The sequence below is a fragment of the Streptomyces sp. NPDC100445 genome, from assembly GCF_044759735.1.
Lineage (GTDB): Bacteria > Actinomycetota > Actinomycetes > Streptomycetales > Streptomycetaceae > Streptomyces.
In genome coordinates this window covers 311252-329729 of record NZ_JBIVZV010000011.1, presented here as the reverse complement: position 1 = coordinate 329729, position 18478 = coordinate 311252, and the positions used below count along the sequence as shown (strand labels likewise).

The window sequence follows — 18478 nt, the reverse complement described above, 5'->3', positions numbered from 1 at the left end:
GCCGGGAACCGGTCACCGCCGCGGCGGGCCGGCCGCCGCCATGTGGTCCCGGGCCTCGCGCAGCGACTCGACAGACCGGCCTCCGTGTAGGGCAGCCCCAGACGGTCACGGGGCAGGTCGTCGGCCATGGTCATGCCCTTGTGGTTCGGGGCGAAGGCGCAGCCCAGGTGCAGGCCGGGCAGGCTCTGGTGGACGGCGGCGAAGGCGAGGGCCCGCAGGGGGCCGAGCGCGGCCACCAGCCCACCGGTGCAACCGGCGGCGTGCAGGAGCAGCAGCCCCGCCTTTAGGGCCCGCTCGCCTCGCGGGAGGCGGCCGAGGCGGGCGATCCCGGCGGCGCGGATCAGCGCGGCGTCCAGTGCCACGGTCGGGAGTAACAGCGGACCCTGGTGGCGTGCCGCCCAGCGTCCGGCGCGGTTGCGCGCGGCCGCCCGCGCCGGGGTCCACGCGAGGGGTCCGTCCGTGACGTCGGGGTCGCGGCGGCTGTCGTTGGGGTGGGCGTGGTGGCGCCGGTGGCGGTCGTTCCAGCCGTTCCAGGCCACTCCCACCGCCAGTGCGAGGTGCGTGCGGCCGACGGCGCGGCCGACCGCCGTGCTCCGGGTGATCTGCCGGTGACCGGCGTCGTGCCCGACGAACGCGCAGCGCACCGACCAGACGGCGGCCGGCGGGGCGACGCACAGCGCCCACCAGGAGGGACCCAGGCGCACGAGGGCGGTGACGAGGACCGCGAGGTACGCGCGGTCGCCGACGATCTCCGCCGTGCAGTACGCCACGGCCGGCCGCAGCAGCCCGGCGGAGCGCACCTGCCGCAGCAGCGGAGCGAAGTCGCTGCCTCCCGGCGCCCGGCCGGCGGGGCCGCGGACGGCCGGGGAGCCGGACGGGGCTCTCGTTCATGGGTGTCATCAGCCGTGCTTCCGTAAGGGCGGGGAGGTCGTGCCGCACGGCCGGGGCACGGGCCGTGCGCACGGGGGCGGTCACCGGACGGGGCGCGGTCATACGGGAGGCAGGCGGTACTCGGCGCACCGGACCGGAAGGCGCAGCCCCGCCCCCCGCAGGTGGGTCACCCGGGTGTGGAAGGCCGCGCCACGCATCAGGTGCTCCGCGACGGACACCACCTGCCGGTTCCCGGGCGAGGCGAGGGCGGTGCCCGCGGTCCAGCCGTTGAACGCCCCCATCGCCGGCCCGCACCAGATCTGCCAGTCGCCCCGGCGTTCCTCGGCGCCGGAGATCGCCCAGCGGCTGGCCATCGCCAGGTACCAGCGGAAGACCATGGCCATGCGGAACTTGGGATCCTGTTCGGCCCTGCGGTGCCAGGCCGGATGGTGGGCGAGCAGGTGGTCCGCGGTGTCCCGCCAGGCCGCGGCCAGCGGGCGCCGGAGGATCCGCTCCTCCACGTCGCGACGCTCGGCCGCCGGGAGGTCGTCGAGGGACGCGTGCTCCCGGTAGAGGCGGTACAGCCGTGCGGCGTTGCCGGCGAACATGGTCCCCCGGCCGAGGACCTGCACGGTGCCGCCCTGTTCGAACAGATCGGCGGCCGGGGCCATGGCGCAGTCGGCGAGACCGGCCCGGGCGAGCAGCTCCTTGACACCGGGTGAGGTGCCCGCCTCCGTCGCGCCCTGGTTGACCGACCCGGTGACGACGTAGCAGGCTCCGAGCGCGAAGGCGGCGGTGATCGCCTCCGGCGTCGCGATGCCGCCCGCCGCGCCGATCCCGGTCCGGCCGGCGGCGGGGTGCTCACGGGCGACACGGTCACGCAGCCGCAGGACGGCGGGGAGGGTGACGACCAGCGGCCTGCGGTCGGTGTGACCGCCGGAGTCGGCCTCGACGGTGATGTCGTCGGCCATCGGGACGTGCCGGGCGAGTTCGGCCTGCGCCCGTGTCACCTGCCCCCGCGCGAGCAGGTCCGCCACGAGTTCCTCCGGCGCCGGCCGCAGGAACAGCTCCGCGACCTCCTCCCGGGAGACCTTCGCGACCACGCGGTGCTCGGCGCGCACCCCGCCGCCGGAGTCGGACCGCAGCCCGGTCAGCCGGTAGCGGACCAGGTCGGTGGTGAGCCGGACGAACGCGGAGGCCTCCACGCAGGGCACCCGGTGGCGCAGGCAGGCGTCGACACAGGCGCGTTCCCGCTCCGGGGAGAGGGGCTGGTGGATCAGGTTGCACGCGTACGGCGTCGCGGTGTCCCCGAGCGCGCGGGCCAGCCGTGCCAGCGCCCGGTCCAGCCGGTCCTCCGGCAGGCCGGCGGCGCCGAAGGAGGCCAGGAGACCGGCCCGGGCCAGGCTCAGCACCAGTTCCTCGGAGGCGATGCCGCCGGCCATCGCGCCGGCCATGTACGCGTACCGCACGCCGTGCCGGCGCCGGAAGTCGGAGGAGCCGAGCCGCTCGGGCGGCTGCGGGGGCGCGGCCGCGAGGAGCGTCCACCCGCTGCCCGGTCCGGGCGGGTGCGGCGTCATCCCGACCCGGTGCCCGTCGCCGACGGCGTAGCACGGGCTGTCGAGGTCGGCGAGGACGCGGTACACCTCGTCGGGTTCGAGGCCGACCACACCGTCGGCGCTGTCCCGCGCTGCGGTCGTCGCCGTGGTCATCGGGCCTCCTCGGCCGCGGGCGGGGCGGTGGGGACGCCGGACCGTGGCGCGCCGGGCCGCCGGCCGTCCCGGGGCGCGGCTCCGGTGAGGGGGGCGGCGGCCCGCCGGAGCAGCCGGGCGTCGACCGCCCGGTGCGCGGAGAGGACCTGGCGGTGCGCCCGCTGGATCCGCTCGGCCAGGCACACGGCGAGAGTGGCCGCGTCGAGGTGACGGCCGGTCGCGGCCGGCGGTGCCGTGGGTACGGCCGTCCGGTCGGCGGACCCGGGGGGCCCGGCCGGTGCGGCCGAGGCGGGTCCGGGCGGGGCCGGCTCCGTCCAGGAGCTCCTGGGCACGGCGCGCGCGGTACCGGGCGCGCCGGTCGGCAGGACCATCGGGGTGCCCTCGAAGACCAAGTGGTCCATGCTCACTGTCCTCCTCGTCCGTGGCCGGACAGGGCCGGCGCCGCGTGCCTCTCGACGTTCCGCGCGACGGCCTCGGGGGCCGCCCAGAGCAGCCGGACGCGGGTCCAGCGCTGGTGGACCCGGCCGTCCGGGGCGGCCGCGGTGAGCGTGCACTCGCCGAACAGGGGATGGGCCCCGTCGTCGTGGACCTCGACCACGACGGCGAAGGGTTCGTCGTCCGGCAGCGGCGTGAACATCTCCAGGCGCCGGAACCCGACGGGAACCGGGATCCGGGGGCCGCCGGGCTCGGGCACCAGGGTGACCAGGGCGGCCTGGAGCAGCAGGTCGGCCGTCGCGGGACGGTAGAGCTGTCCGGCATAGGCGCCGTCGGCCAGGCAGGGTTCGGCCAACCGCGCGGCCAGCACCGCGCGGCCGGGCTCCTGCGCCAGCACGTTCCGCAGGCCCCTCAGCGTCGGCCCGTGGAACAGCCGCCCGTCGCCGTACGCGGGATGAGCGGCGGTGTCGATCCGGTACGGCGGCAGGACCACGCGGGGTGCCGGGCCCGGCGGTACCTGCCGGAACACGCCCTCGTACCGGCGTCTCCCCTCCGGCCCGGGATCGGACACGTGCACGGCGACGGCCGCGGGGTCGTCCTGGGGGAAGAGGTCGACGCGGAAGTGCTCCTGGTGGCCCGGCGGGAGCAGGACACCGCGCGGGATGTCGAAGTCCTCGCAGCCGGTCACCGGACGCACGCCGCCCAGTGCCCGCTCGACGCAGTGCACGCCCCACCCCACCGCGGCCGTCATGGGCAGGACCGGCACCCGCGCGAAGCGGTGGTCGCGCAGGACCGGCTCCGCACCGAGACCGGTCACCGTGCGGAGCGCGCTCCGGCCGCCCGCGGGCAGCCGTTCGACCCTGCGGTAGAACGGGGTGGTCGGCCCGACGACGGTGACCCCGTTCCGTCCGGCACCGGGCGCCATCCGGTCGGTGAAGTGGGCGGTGCCCTGCTCCCGGGTGAGCACCGGGACCCCGGCGTTCGCGAACACCTCGTGGATGCGGCCCGCCATGCCGCCCTCCCAGGGGCCCCACGCGATGGACACGACCCGGCAGCGGGGGTGAGCGGCCTGGAAGGCGCGGCCGAGGCTGTTCACCGCCTCGTTGGCCAGCGCGTAGTCGCTCTGACGCAGGTTCCCCCAGATGCCCACGACGGAGCTGAACAGCACCAGGTGCCGCAGCCGGCCGGGGTCGAGCGCGTCGAGCACGTGGTGCAGTCCGCCGACCTTGGTCTCCACCACCGAGGCGACGGAGTCGGCGGCGGCGTCCCGCAGCGGTCGGTCGCCGAGCACCCCGGCTCCGTGGACGACACCGGTGATCCGGGCCGCGTACGGCGCGAGGACCGACGCCACCCGTGCGGCGTCCCGGACGTCCGCCGACACGTAGTGCGCCTCGGCCCCGACGGCGCGCAGCGCGTCCAGCGTGGCGCGGACCTCGCGCCCACCGAGCAGCCGGCGTGCGCGCCGGGTGATCCCGGCGGCGGTCGCCGGGTCCCGCGGGTCCTCGCCCGCCGCCCGGGCGCGGTCCGCCAGCGCCCCGCGCAGGTCGTCCTCCGTGCGCAGCCCGGCGGCCCAGGCGGGCTCGTCCTCCAGCGGGGTCCGGCCCAGCAGGAGGTATCCGCAGGCGTGCCGGGCGGCCAGGGCCCGCACGCACCAGGACGTGATCCCTCCCGCGCCGCCGGTGACGAGCAGGAAGTCGTCCCCGGTGAGGCCGGTGTCGTCGCCGGTGGCGGGCTGCGGGGGCGCCGGTGTCCGGGACAGCACCGGTGTGCGGCGTCCGCCGTCGGCGTCGAGGCCGACCTCGTGCACATCCGTCGCCAGGTCGGCGATCTCCGCCGCGAACGCCGCGCCGATCCGCTCGGCGTCCAGCCCGGGTGCGAGGTCCAGCGCACGGCAGAACAGGGAGGGGGCCTCCAGGGCGGCGACCTTCACCAGCCCGCCGAGGCCGGCGGCCGGTGCCCGTACGGTGTCACCGTCCGTGCCGGCCTGGCCGAGGGCGCCGTCCAGTTGCGTGACGGAGACCAGCGCGGCCCGGGTGCCGCCCGCGGCCGCCGACCCCAGGCGCGGCAGCACGTGTTTGGCGATGAGGACGGCGTGACACAGCCGGCGGGTCGTGAGGCGCGCGTCGGTCTCCGCGTCCCGGCTGAACGGCAGGACGCACAGGTCGACCCGCACCTCGTCGGCGAGCAGCTCCGCCAGGCGCGCGGAGATGCTCCCCTCCTCCCAGTCGGCGAGCCCCAAGTGGTCCGCCGGGCCCGGGCCGCCGGCCGGCGCGGTGCCGGGCAGGGACAGCCGCCGGGTCCGCCAGCCGAGCGCCGACAGGCTTTCTGTCAGCGTGGTCACCAGCTCGCCGCCGTCGTCGAGCAGCAGCGCGGACGGCCGGTCCGGGTAGAGACCGGCGCAGACGTCCACCGGCGGCAGCCGCCGCAGGGTCACGAAGGTGGGGCCGACGTCGGCGCTCATCGGCGTGATGACCAGCTCGGACCGCGCCTCCGTCCGGGTGATGACGCTGCGCAGCAGGTCCGTCAGGTCGCCGACCGTCCGCGCCTCGGTGAAGCGGTACAGCTCGTCACGGCCGATGGCCGGGTAGCGGCGCCAGATCTCCGCGCCGATCTCCACCTGCTTCAGGGAGTCGATGCCCAGCTCCTCCTGGATGTGCATGCCGGGTTCGATCATGTCGAGGTCGTAGCCCGTCTTCTCCGCGACGACGGTGCGGCAGACGTGTTCCAGCTCCGCCAGGTCCACCTCGCCGGGCGGCGCCGCCGGTGCCGGGGCGGTGGTGCCGCGTTGTTCCGCCGTCCACAGCTCCGCGAGGGCGGACCTGGCCGGCGGCGGTGCCGGCTCGTCGTCCGCCGTGGGCCGTGCGCCGGGTGGGCCGGGCTGCCTGGGCAGCGCCGGCGCCGCGGCCTCCTCGGCGGCGGGGTGCTCGGACGCGTCGGCGGGGGAGCGGAGGGAGGCGGGCGCCGGTGGCTCGACCCCGGCGTCTTCCCCGGCGGGGCCGTCGGAGGGGACGCCCAGCAGACGGGACACGACCTCACCGGCCCGCTCGTGCGTCCGCCCCAGCGCCATGCTGTGCTCCGCGACGGTGTGGACGGCCGCGGCCAGCGTCGCGTCGATCCCCTCGCCCCGGCTGCCCCGCCGCAGCAGGTCCGTCAGCTCCTCGGCCGTGCGCAACTGGCCGTCCAGGTACCGGGCGTGCGCCGCCAGGTGCTCCGCCGCCGCCCGGGCCAGCGGATCGTCCGGCGCCGCCGGGGCGGCGATCGTGGCGCCCACCGGCGGGACGCCGCCGTCCGGCTGTGCGGGCGCGGCCGCCCGTGCGGTGTCCCGGGCGAGCCGTTCCTCGTGCGCCGGGCGGAGCGCCCCCATCGCGAACATCGGGCCCTCCAGCACCCGTGCGACCCTCGACGGCCGCGCCTTCCTCCGCCGTGCGACCTGGGCGCAGGGATCGGCCACGGACTCCAGGACCCCGAGGACGGCCAGCCTTACCGCCGCCTCCTTCAGCGCGGCGGCGCCGTCCGTCCCCGGACCGCGGTCGCAGGCGACCGTCTCCACCCCGCGGTCGCCCAGCGTCCGCTCCACCAGCTGCGTCAACGTCCGCCGGGGCCCGAACTCGACGAAGACGCGCACCCCGTCCGCGTACATCTCCTCCAGGCGCGCGGCGAAGTCCACCGGCCGCAGCAGCTGTTCGACCAGGGTGCGGCGATCGGCGTCCGCGTCCCCGGTGTACGCGGCGCCCGCCGTCGCGGAGTGCACCCGCAGGGCCGGCGCGGCGAAACGGGTCTCGGCGCAGGCCGCCGCGAACGCCTCGGCCGCGTGCCCGACGAGCGGCGTGTGGAACGCGGCGGCCACCTCCAGCCGCTTCGCCCGCACACCGCGGCCCGCGCACAGCTCGGCGCACCGCAGGACGGCGGCGGTCGGCCCGGCGAGCGTGTACTGGTCCGGGGCGTTGCGCGCGCCGACGGCCAGTCCGGGGACCTCGCCCAGCAGGGCGTCCAACCCGGCGGAGGACACCTCGACCGAGAGCATCGCCCCAGCGTCGGCGTCCTCGCCGGCCGGCAGCTCCATGGCCCGCCCGCGGGCGCGGGCCAGCCGGGTGAACGCCTCGTCGTCCAGTACGCCGGCCGCCCACAGCGCGGTCAGCTCCCCGAAGCTGTGCCCGAGGACGGCCCGCGGGGCGAAGCCCATCGTGCGCAGGTACCGGTACTGCCCCATGGACAGGGCCCCGATGGCCGACTGGGCGTGTCCGGTGCGCCGCAACCGCTCCTGCGGGGTGTCCGGCCCACCCGCCACCGGCGGCGGGAACACCGCCCCGGCGAGGCTGTCCCCCACCGGGAAGAGGGCGTTGGCCTCGTCGAAGGCGGCCCGGACGGGTGGGACGGCGAGCGCCGTGCGCAGCCCCATGTCCACGTACTGGCTGCCCTGCCCGGCGAACAGGGCGCCCACGCCCGCCTCCGCCGGCAGCGCCGCGGCACGGTAGTGGACGCCGCGGGGGTGCCGCCAGTGGGGCAGGTCCCGGCCGCGCCGCAGCCGGTCCACCGCGATGGCGAGCAGCTCGTCGTACTCCTCCTCGCCGGTGGCCACGAAGCCGATGCGGGGGTGCCCGGCCGGGGCCGGTCCACGATCGGGGGCGTCGCCCCGCTCCAGACGCCGCAGCAGCTCCTCGGGGTCCGGCGCGTGCCACAGGGCCGTCGCCGGGGTGTCGTGCAGCGGGTGGTCGCGGTCCTCGCCGCCGCCCGTGTGCTCCTCCAGGACGGCGTGATAGTTCACCCCGCCGAAGCCGAACGACGACACCCCGGCCCGGCGCACCGGGCGGGACGGGTCGAGCACCCACGGACGGACGTGCGTGTTCAGGTACAGGGTGCTGTCCTCGCGCGTCGTGCGGGGGTGGGGCTCGCGCACGTTGATGGTCGGGGGCAGCACCCGGTGGTACAGGGCCAGCACCGCCTTGATCATGCCCGCGGCGCCCGCCGCCGCCTTGGTGTGGCCGATCTGGGACTTCACGCTGCCGACCGCGGTGAAGTGGTGTTCCGGCGGCCCGGACAGCACCTCGTGCAGAGCCGTCAGCTCGACGTCGTCACCCACCCGGGTGCCGGTGCCGTGCGCCTCGATCAACTGGACCGTCCGGGGCGGGCAGTCGGCGTCGTGGTAGGCCCGGCGCAGCGCCGCCACCTGACCTTCGCCACAGGGCGCGTAGATGCTTCCCGTCCTGCCGTCGCTGGAGCTGCCCAGCCCCCGCAGGACGGCGTAGACGCGGTCGCCGTCCCGCTCGGCGTCCGCGAGGCGCTTGAGCACCAGGACGCCGATGCCCTCGCCCACCAGGGTGCCGTCGGACTCGGCGTCGAACGGGCGGACCCGCTCGCTCGGGGACAGCGCGGGGGTCTTGCTGAAGCACATGAACGACACGATGGCGTTGTCCGCGTCGCAGCCACCGGTGAGCATCACGTCCGCCCGGCGGCTGAGGAGTTCGTCCACGGCCGAGCGCAGCGCCGCCAGGGAGCTGGCGCAGGCGGCGTCCACGGTGTGGTTGGCGGCGCCCAGGTCGAGCCGGTTGGCGATCCGCCCGGAGACGACGTTGCCGAGGACCCCGGGGAAGCTGTCCTCCGTCCATTTCGGAAGGGCCGCGAGCTGGCTGCGCACGATGGCGTCGACCTTGTCCTCCGGCACGCCGTGGGACCGCATGGTCTCGGCCATCTGCGGGACGAACAACCGGGCGGCCAGCGGCAGGATCGTGGAGTTGGTGCCGCACACCCCGAGCACCACGCCGGTGCGTGCCGCCTCGTACCAGTCCGGTCTGCCGAGCCCCGCGTCCTGAAGCGCCTCCTTGGCCACGACGAGGCCGAGGAGCTGCACCAGTCCGGTCGAGTCGAGGGTGTTCGGTGGGATCCCGAACTCCTTGGGGTCGAACACCTCGGGGGTGAGGAAGCCACCGCGCCGGCAGTAGGTCCTGTCCTCGGCGAACGGATCCGGGTCGTAGTACTGGTCCGGGTCCCACCAGGCCGACGGCACGACGTCCGAACAGTCACGGGCGGACACGACGTTGTTCCAGAACTCCTGGACGTCCCCCGCTCTGGGGAAGCGTCCCGCCAGCCCGACGATCGCGACGGGGTCTCGGGCTAGCCGGTGGTCTGCGGCGGGTGGCTCGGGAGCGGTGTGTTGCACCATGACCTCATGGGGTGAGTGGGGGGTGGGTGAGGGGTGCGGCGGCCGGGGACGTACCGCCGGTCCGGGAACTCACGTATACCGGCGACGACGGGCCCGTCGGAGAGGTCCTCGCGCGTTTCGCGTGACGAAGCCTCGATGCGCGCCGACCGGGAGGGCCGCGGGTTGACAGGGGCCCGGGAAACGCATGATGAGATGTCCGCCGAACGGCCGGTGCCACGGTCTCCCGCACCACCCGGACGCGGTGGGCCCGACGATCACCTCATCGGTTCTCGCACACCGGGAACACGACCCGCACGGTCGCGGGAACACACCGGCGTACGAAGGGGATTCGATGGCCGAGGCGCTGGAACGCCGCGAAGGGACCGGAAGCGTCCCGCGTCGGAATGTGCGACACGGACGTTCCCGCGGGCAGCCGGGACCGCAGCCGGGCCAGGCCGCGCGGTGACAGGCTGCTGGACAGCGCAGGGATGCGGAACCCCCCGCACCGCAGCCACTTGAGCCGGGACAGGACGAGGAACCACCACGGCGAGGTGTCGAAGATCATGGTGTCGCCCGGGTACCTGCGCGCACAGGCGCGGAGCAGCTCGGTGACCTGCCGGGGCCGCAGGTACATGAACAGGCCCTGGGCGGTGATCAGCAGTGGTCCGTCCCGCGGCACCTGCTCCATCCAGTGCGGGTCGAGCACCGAGCAGGCGACGTGGGTGACCCGGTCGGACGGCGGCATGAGGCGCTGGCGCAGGCGGACAACCTCGGGCAGGTCGACCCCGATCCAGCGCAGCCTCCCGTCGTCCACCCGCCAGAACTGCGTGTCGAGTCCCTCGCCGAGGGTCACGACCACGGCACGGGGGTGCCGGGACAGGAACTGCCGGATCTCGGCGTCGAAGAGCCTGGCGCGCTGCGTGAAGTAGTGCGCCATGATCGAGGTGCGCCTGCCCATCAGGGGCCCCGGCGTGCCCCGTCCGCTGCCGATCTGCGCGAGGACCCGCTCGGCCACCGGATCGTGCAGGTGCAGGCTGCGGTGGTGCAGCGCCCACAGCGCGGTCAGGCCGATACCGCTCAGCGCGTGGGGCGGCGGTGGTTGCTGTCCCATGGAGCCTCCTCGTGGCCGGCGGGAGTACGCGGGGGGCGCGCACCCCGGACGACGGCGAATGCGCTGGTGCACGGGCGTGCGTCCGCGACACCGCAGGCCCTCGGGTGCGGTGAGCCGGCACCGGCCCGGGAGCACACGGGGAGAAAGGGATCGGGGGGTGGGAATTGCCGTTCCCGGTGCGGGGAGGGAATGAGCCGTCACCGGGAGCGGGTGGGATGTCCGCGGCACGCATTCAACGCACTGCGATGGTCCCACGCGGAAGTGGAATCGCCATGGCCCGGACGGGGAATCCACCCGGGCGCGTGAAGGGCGCGGCTCGGATGCGACGACTCCGGGGGAACGCGGGACGGTCGGTGTCAGCCGGACGGCCTCGCGATGAAAATAAGATCAGGGAGCCGTCGAAAACGATCCTCGGGGCCCGCGCGCCGATTCGGATGACACGGTCAGCTGACCGAGAGGTTGCCGCGTCCGGTGAGGTGGCCGACACCACCGCCGAAGCACCGTCGTACGTCGTTGGTCGGCACCGCGCTGCCGGAGAAGCGGTGACCCGACATGAGCCCCGAGGTGATCCGCCCCCTGAGGAAGGAATCCATCGGCGGGTAACCGCCTCCGCCGCGGACATCCGGCACCAGGACGGAACGTCCGACGACCCGGCCGGTGCGGCCGGTCCCGCTGTCTCCTCCTGGTCATCGGGGCGCGCATCGACCGCGGCGACGTGTTCGCGCGCCTGCGGCGCCGGGCCGGGCCGACCGCGGGACCGTCACCGTGGCTGAGGACGGCGCGCCTGTCCACGGACCGGCCGGTGCTGGTGGGCGCGGGTGCCGCCGTGCTGCTGCTCACGCTGGCGCTGCCCTTCGCCGGTGCCCGCGGCGCGGGAGGCCGGTCCATGAGCCCGGGGAGCGACCGGGCGGGCTGAGGGCCCGTCAGCGTGGTGGCGCGGTCAGGCGGCCAGGGTCTGGGCCGCCCTGGCGGCCGGGCGGCGGGTCGCCCGGAGCTGGTCCAGGAGCGTGTCGGCCGCGGCGAGGGCCGCCTCCACCGTCTGCGTGCCCGTCATCACGCACAGCGTGTAGGAGGTGTCGGCCAGTTCCCGGCTCGAACGGCCGGTGGGGTGCAGGTCGTGACGGAAGCGGGCCTCGGCGAACCGGGCCAGTACCGTACGCAGTTCCTTCTCCGCAGGCAGCAACACAGCGACATCCTCCTGAAACGGCGGCCGTCGGTCCGGCTCGCGACACCCCGGGAGGCGCGCACCCCGCCAGGTGGCGCCACCGTCGACATGGAGAGGAGATCACCTCCTCCGACATGCCGTGTGCCCCCGCCGGGTCACTGTATGCACCGCTTCTGTCGCTGTGGGCACGACGCGCACCGCACGCCGGGCCGCCGCGTCACCCGTCGGGGTTGAGTTCGGAGTGCACCATGTCGACGAGGTCCCCGGCCTCGGGGGAGTCGGGGTCGCCGGGAACCCGGTAGTACCCGCCCAGGGTGGTGATCACGTCCTCCCGGTCGTCGTCGTACGCGTGGCCACCGTCCTCCCCCTGCTCGGCGGCGTCGGGGGTCCACCACCACACCCGTCTGCGGACCTCGTCCTTCGACAGCCCTCCCTCCAGGGTGATGTCCCGCCCCCGCACCTTCGCCGTGATCCTCGCCGCGTTCGCGTCGCTGCCCATGTGCCCACTCTCCCTCGTCGGACGAACGGCACGCCGCCCCGGCGGCGTGGTCGCGTTGCGGCTACCCCGAGAACCAGGCCGGACGCCGGCCCCGAGCCCCCGGAACGGCAGCCCGCTCTGCCGTCGGTGCTGCGTCTTCTTCCCTATGGCCCGCGGCGGCCCGAGGGCAGTCTGCTGCAAAACACGGCTGGGAGGCTCACAGTGACAACAGGCCCGGCCCCCGAGGGGGCACCGAACGACGTGGACGGCCGCACGGCGTCCTTCGCCCAGCGCCGGCTGTGGTTCCTGGACCAGCTGGCGGGCTCCTCCACCGGCTCGATGCTCCCCCTGGCGCTGCGGCTGCGCGGCCGCCTGGACCCGGTCCGGCTGGCGCGTTCGCTGTCCGGCGTCGTGGCCCGGCACGAGGTGCTGCGCACCCGGTTCACCGCCGTCGACGGCGAACCGGTGCCCGTCGTGGACCCGCCGGCGGACGTGGTCCTGGAACACATCGACGCGACCGGACCCGACGACCTGTTCGCCCGCTGCCTCGGCCGCCCGGTCGACCTGTCCGCACAGCACCCGATCCGGGCCACGCTGGCACGGGTGACACCCGAGGAGCACCTGCTGCTCGTCGAGGTGCACCACATCGCCGTGGACGGCTGGTCGTGGGGCGTCCTGCTGGACGAACTCGCCGCCGGCTACCGCGGTGAAGTCATCGCCCCGCCCGCTGTGCGCTACGCCGACCTCGCCCGCGCGCAGGCCGGCCGGCTCTCCGGCGAGCGCCTCGAACGCCTCCTCGCCCACTGGCGGGACCGGCTCGACGGACTCGCACCGCTCGACCTGCCCACCGACCGGCCCCGCCCCCGGGTCTGGGACGGCTCCGGCGACGTCGTCCGCTTCGACCTGCCCGCCGACCTGGTCGCCGCGGTCGACGTCCTGGCCCGGTCCCGGCGCGCCACCCGCTACATGCTGCTGCTCACCGCCTACCAGGCGCTCCTCGGCCACTGGGCGGGCCGTACCGACGTCGCCGTGTGCAGCACGCTCGCCGACCGCGCCCAGCGCGGCGCCGACGCCCTGATCGGCCCCCTCGTCAACACGGTCGTACTGCGCACGGACCTGTCCGGCGGCCCCGGCTTCGGCACGCTGCTGGACCGGGTGCGCGGCCGGGTCCCGGCCGACCTCGCGCACGCCGAGGCCCCCTTCGACCTCGTCGTCGGCGCGCTCGGCGGCTCCCGCGACCTGTCCCGTCACCCCCTCGCCCAGGCGTCGTTCACCCTGCTCAACAGCCCGATCCGACCGATACGGATGCCCGGCCTGGAGGTGGGCCTCGTCCAGCCGCCCCTCACCGAGACGCCGCTGGACGTCTTCCTGGACCTGACCCTGCGCACCGACGGCAGCATCGCCGCCATCCTCCAGTACGCCACCGCGCTGTTCGACCCCGGCACGATGCGCGCGTTCGCCCGGGCCTACTCGGCGCTGCTGCGCGCCGTCCTGGCCGACCCGGACACCCCCGTACGGGACCTGCTGCGCGCGCTGCCCGCCGGCCCCGGGGCCCCGGCGAGGCCCCGGCCCGAGTGGCACCGGGCGGCCGACCGGCCCGCCGGGCCGCCCCCGCCGGCCGGCTTCCACGGGCGGCCGGACGCCACCGCCCTGCGGTGCGGCGCCGACAGCGCCACCTACGCCGAACTGGACGCCATGACCGGCGGCCTGGCCGGCGCGCTCCGCGCCGCCGGGGTCACCGCGGGCAGCCCCGTGGGCGTACTGCTGCGCCGCGGGCTGTGGTCGGTCGCCGCCATCGAGGGGATCTGGCGGGCGGGCGGCGCCTATGTGCCCCTCGACCCCGAACTCCCCGCCGAGCGCCTGCGGTTCATGGCCGCCGAGGCCGGGATCGGATGCGTGGTGACCGACCCGGCGACCTCCGGCACCGCCACCGGTCTCGCCCCCGTCACCGTCGACGTCACCGGTGTCCGCCCGGCCGCGGACGGACCCCGCCACCGGCCCGACCCCCGCGCACTCGCCCATGTCATCTTCACCTCCGGGTCCACCGGCCGGCCCAAGGCGGTGGGCGTGGAGCACGCGGCGCTCGCCTCCCATGTCGCCGCCGCCCGGACCCGCCTCGGCATCACCGCCGCCGACCGGGTGCTGGCCTTCGCCTCCTTCTCCTTCGACGCCTCCCTGGACCAGGTGCTGCCCGCCCTCTCCGCCGGCGCCACGGTCGTCATGCGTCCCGACGAACCCTGGCTGCCCACCCAGGTCCCCGAGATCGTCCACCGCCACGGACTGACCGTCGTCAACGTGCCGCCCACCTACTGGTCGGAGCTGACGCTCTCCCTCGACCGCCGGCAGGCCGCGGCGCTCGCCTCCTTGCGGCTGCTCGTCCTCGGCGGCGAGGCCGTCCCGGCCGACACCCTCGCCGCCTGGCGCGCCGCCGTCCCCTGGGTCCGCGTGTGCAACGCCTACGGGCCGACCGAGACCACCGTCACCGCCACGACGTACGACGTCGGCGGGGAGCCCGGGGACAGCGTGCCCATCGGCAGGCCGCTCGGCGACCGGAGGGTGTACGTGGTCGACGCCGACGGCGAACCGGTGCCGGTCGGGGTCGCCGGCGAACTGCTCATCGGCGGGACCGAGGTGGCCCGCGGCTACCTGAACCGGCCCGCGCTGACCGCCGAACGGTTCGTGCCCGACCCCTACGGGCCGGCCGGCGCCCGCCTGTACCGCACCGGCGACCTCGTGCGCTGGCAGCCCGGCGGAGACCTGGAGTTCGTGGGCCGCCGCGACGACCAGGTGAAGATCCGCGGCTTCCGCATCGAACTCGGCGAGGTCGAGTCCGTGCTGCGCGCCTGCCCGCTCGTCGCCGCGGCGGCCGCCCGTCCCGACCGCGCCACCGGACGCGCCCTGGTGGGCTACGTCGTCCCGGCGCCGGACGCACCCGGCGTCCCGGACCGGGCGGAACTGCGGGCCTGGTGCGCGCGCCACCTGCCGCACTACGCCATCCCCTCCGACTACGTCGTCCTGGACGCCCTGCCGGTCGGTGTCTCCGGCAAGCTCGACCGCGGCGCCCTGCCCGACCCGGTCCACACCCGCTCCACCGACGACCCCGGCCTCAGCGCCCCGCGGGACGAGACCGAGCGGATCGTCGCCGAGGTCTGGGCCGACGTCCTCGGCCTGGACCGGATCGGCATCGACGACAGCTTCTTCGACCTCGGCGGGCACTCCCTCCTCGCCACCATGGCGGTCTCCCGGATCGCCCAGCGGCTCGGCCGCGACATCGAACTGCGCACCGTGTTCGAGCACCCCACCGTACGTGGCTTCGCCCCCCGGGTCAGCGCCGCCCGGGCCGCCGGGACCACCGAGGTGCGGCCGACCGGCCGCGACCGGCCGCTGCCGCTGTCCTTCGCGCAGGAGCGCCTGTGGTTCCTGGACCGCACCTCCGACCACGGCGACTCCTACCTGCTGTGGTACTGCTGGCGGGTGCGCGGCGGCCTGGACCGCACCGCGTGGCAGCGGGCCCTGGACGACCTCGTGGAACGGCACGAGGTGCTGCGAACCGCCCTCGTCGAGAGCGACGGCCGGCCCGTGCAGCAGGTGTACGACCCGGTGGGCGTCCCCCTCCACTGGGAGCCGGCGCCCGGCGCCCCGGACGAGGAGTCACGTCTGGCCGCCGTCCGCCGGGCCGCCGCCGCCCTCGCCACCCGCCGCTTCGACCTCGCCCGCCCGCCCCTGCTGCGGGCCGGCGTGTGGGAGCTGGCCGACGACGACCACGTCGTCCTGCTCGCCCTGCACCACGCCGTCACCGACGGCTGGTCCAAGGGCGTCCTGCTGGACGAACTGGCCCGGCACTACGCGGCCCGCCTCGCCGGCCGGAGCGCGGAACTGGCGCCGCTGCCCGTCCAGTACGCCGACTTCGCCGTCTGGCAGCGCGACCGCGCCGACGGCGGTGCCCTCGAACCCCAGCTGGACTACTGGGAGAACATCCTGGACGGGGCGTCCGTGCTGGAGCTGCCCACGGACCGGCCGCGCCCGGCCGTCTTCACCGGCCGCGGCGGCGCCGTCGAGGTCGACCTGCCCGCCGCCCTCGTGGCACGCGTGGACACCCTGGCCCGGGAACGCGGCGCGAGCCGCTTCATGGTGCTGCTGGCCGCCGCCCAAGCGGTGCTCGCCCGCTGGACCGGGCAGACGGACGTGTCCGTGGGCACCCCCGTCGCCGGCCGTGACCGGCTCGAACTGGAGCCGTTGGTCGGCTTCTTCGTCAACACGGTGGTGCTGCGCACCGACCTGTCCGGGCGGCCCACGTTCGCCGGCCTCGTGGACCGGGTGCGGCAGGTCGTCCTGGGCGCCTTCGACCACCAGGAGGTGCCGTTCGAGCGGGTGGTGGAGCGGCTGCGCCCCGAACGAGATCTGTCCCGCAACCCGTTGTTCCAGGTGATGGTGGACGTCCAGGACGCCTCCACGGGCGGCACCGGCCTGCCGGGCCTGGACACGGCCGACTTCACCCTGCCCTGGGACTCGGCCAAGTTCGACCTGACCGCCACCTTCGTGGTCCGCCCGGACCGGTTCGCCCTCAACGTCGAGTACGCCGCCGACCTGTTCGACCCGGCCACCGCCACCCGGTTCGCCCGGCACGTCGGCCGGCTGCTGGAGGCCTTCCTCGCCGACCCGGCCGTCCGCGTGGACGAGGCACCCCTCCTCGCGGCCGACGAGCGCGAGCGGCTGCTGGCCACGGCCGGCACGGACGCCGCGCCCGCGCCGAGGTTCCGGGTGACGGGCCGGCCGGACGCCACCGCCGTCGTCTGCGAGGGCACCGCTCTCGACCACGCGCGCCTGGACGCCCTGACCGGTGGGCTCGCCACCGCACTGGCCGGCGCGGGCGTGACCGTGGGCGACGCCGTGGGGGTGTGCGTGAGCCGGGGGGTGTGGTCGGTCGCCGCGATGCTCGCCGTGTGGCGCGCGGGCGGCGTGTACGTGCCGCTCGACCCCCGGCTGCCCGGCGAACGGCTGCGGTACATGCTCCGGGAGGCCGGAGTGCGGCACGTGGTGTCCGACGCGGGGACCGCGGGCACCGTGACGGCGCTCGGCGTGACCGTGGTCGACGTCCGCGACGTCCGGCCGGACCCCGACGGCCCCCGCCACAGCCCCGACCCGGACTCCCTCGCGTACGTCATCTTCACCTCCGGCTCCACCGGCCGGCCCAAGGCCGTCGGCGTCGAACACCACGCGCTGGACGCCCATGTGGTAGCCGCTCGCGAGAAGTTCGCGCTCACCGCGCGGGACCGGGTGCTCACCTTCGCCTCCACCTCGTTCGACGCCTCCCTGGAGCAGATCCTCCCGGCGCTCGCCACCGGGGCGGCGGTGATCGTCCGCCCGGACGAGATCTGGACCCCCGAGCAACTCGCCGACCGGGTCGCGCGGGAGCGGGTCACCGTCATGGAACTCACCCCCTCCTACTGGGCGGAACTGGTGGCCCGCCTCGACGAGCTGGCGCCCCGCCTCGCCTCCCTGCGGCTGCTGGTCACCGGCGGGGAGGCCCTGCCCGCCGACCCGCTGGAACGCTGGTTCGCGCACCTGCCCTCGGTCCCCGTCGTCAACACCTACGGGCCCACCGAGGCGGTGATCTCCGCGACCGCGCACACCGTCGACCTCCTGCCGCGCGGCCGGGTGCCCATCGGCCGCGCGCTCGGCGGCCGCCGTGCCTACGTGGTCGACGCCCAGGGGGAGCCGGTCCCGGACGGCCTGCCGGGCGAACTCCTGATCGGCGGTGCCGAACTGGCGCGCGGGTACTTGGGGCGGCCGGCGCTGACCGCCGAGCGGTTCGTGCCGGACGCCTTCGGCCGGCCCGGCGGACGCCTCTACCGCACCGGTGACGTGGTACGCCGACTGCCCTCGGGGGAGCTGGAGTTCCTCGGCCGCAACGACGACCAGGTCAAGATCCGGGGCTTCCGGGTGGAACCGGCGGAGGCCGAGGCGGTGCTGCGCCGGCACCCCGGGGTCAACGGCGCGGCGGTCGTGGTCCGCACCCTGCGCGGCGAGGCCGCCCTGGTGGGCTACGCGGCGGGCGGCGGCCTGTCGGAGGAGTCCCTCGCCACCCACTGCCGGGCCCACCTGCCGCACTACCTGGTCCCGTCGGCGTTCGTCCTGCTCGACACCCTGCCGCTGACCGTGCAGGGCAAGCTGGACACCGCGGCCCTGCCCGAACCCGCCGACCGCGCCCCCCGCGTCCTCGTGGCGCCCCGCACCCCCGCCGAGACCGTCGTCGCCCAGATCTGGTGCGAGGTGCTCGACCTGCCCCGGGTCGGCGTCCACGACGACTTCTTCGCCCTGGGCGGTCACTCCCTGCGCGCCGTCGCGGTCGCCTCCCGGCTGCGGGCGGCCTTCGACTGCCCGCTGGCGGTCCGCGACCTCTTCGAACACCCCACGGTGGAGCGACTGGCCGCCGAGGTGGAGCGCAGGCTCCTGGAGCTGATCTCCCGGATGAGCGACGACGAGATCGACCTGTCACTCACCGCCGACCTCTGAGGGCGCCACCGCCCCGGCCGTCCCCCTCACCACCGTTTCGAGATCGGAGTGCCCT

The 18478-nt window shown here is 75.7% G+C and carries 9 protein-coding genes and 1 pseudogene; 2 read left to right on the top strand and 8 right to left on the bottom strand.

Features of this window, described 5'->3' with window-relative positions; translation table 11 throughout:
* Nucleotides 1-134: 134 nt before the first annotated feature.
* The 6 genes and pseudogenes from ACIQVT_RS25915 to ACIQVT_RS25890 all read right to left on the bottom strand — a co-directional run.
* A pseudogene (locus ACIQVT_RS25915) lies at nt 135-704 on the bottom strand (fatty acid desaturase family protein); the annotation flags it as partial.
* A gap of 285 nt (nt 705-989) precedes the next feature.
* Nucleotides 990-2579 carry a PfaD family polyunsaturated fatty acid/polyketide biosynthesis protein gene (locus ACIQVT_RS25910; RefSeq protein ID WP_403758626.1) on the bottom strand — a complete coding sequence of 530 codons (1590 nt, stop codon included), beginning with the start codon at nt 2577-2579 and terminating at the stop codon, nt 990-992.
* On the bottom strand, nt 2576-2980 hold the full coding sequence (locus ACIQVT_RS25905; protein ID WP_403758623.1) for a hypothetical protein: 405 nt from the start codon (nt 2978-2980) through the stop codon (nt 2576-2578). The genes ACIQVT_RS25910 and ACIQVT_RS25905 overlap by 4 nt, the downstream gene beginning before the upstream one ends.
* 2 nt (nt 2981-2982) lie before the next feature.
* Nucleotides 2983-9174 (bottom strand): SDR family NAD(P)-dependent oxidoreductase, encoded by a 6192-nt coding sequence (locus ACIQVT_RS25900; protein WP_403758620.1) that lies wholly within the window; start codon nt 9172-9174, stop codon nt 2983-2985.
* A gap of 259 nt (nt 9175-9433) precedes the next feature.
* Nucleotides 9434-10264, bottom strand: coding sequence for a class I SAM-dependent methyltransferase (locus ACIQVT_RS25895; protein ID WP_403758617.1), 831 nt, complete (start codon nt 10262-10264; stop codon nt 9434-9436).
* A 443-nt stretch (nt 10265-10707) separates the two neighbouring features.
* A complete protein-coding gene (locus ACIQVT_RS25890) occupies nt 10708-10857 on the bottom strand; it encodes a hypothetical protein (protein WP_403758615.1) in 150 nt (49 codons plus the stop codon).
* A gap of 122 nt (nt 10858-10979) precedes the next feature.
* On the opposite strand from ACIQVT_RS25890, the gene ACIQVT_RS25885 reads away from it, so the two are divergent.
* Nucleotides 10980-11180, top strand: coding sequence for a hypothetical protein (locus ACIQVT_RS25885; protein WP_403758612.1), 201 nt, complete (start codon nt 10980-10982; stop codon nt 11178-11180).
* Nucleotides 11181-11204: 24 nt separating this feature from the next.
* On the opposite strand, the gene ACIQVT_RS25880 is transcribed toward ACIQVT_RS25885, so the two are convergent.
* Nucleotides 11205-11450, bottom strand: a complete 246-nt coding sequence (locus tag ACIQVT_RS25880; RefSeq protein WP_403758609.1) for a DUF5133 domain-containing protein — start codon at nt 11448-11450, stop codon at nt 11205-11207.
* Nucleotides 11451-11646: 196 nt separating this feature from the next.
* Nucleotides 11647-11928 carry a hypothetical protein gene (locus ACIQVT_RS25875; protein WP_403758606.1) on the bottom strand — a complete coding sequence of 94 codons (282 nt, stop codon included), beginning with the start codon at nt 11926-11928 and terminating at the stop codon, nt 11647-11649.
* A gap of 201 nt (nt 11929-12129) precedes the next feature.
* Here ACIQVT_RS25875 and ACIQVT_RS25870 point away from each other — a divergent pair, with 201 nt between their 5' ends.
* Entirely contained in the window at nt 12130-18423 is a 6294-nt protein-coding gene (locus ACIQVT_RS25870; RefSeq protein WP_403758602.1) for an amino acid adenylation domain-containing protein, read from the top strand.
* Nucleotides 18424-18478: the final 55 nt, after the last annotated feature.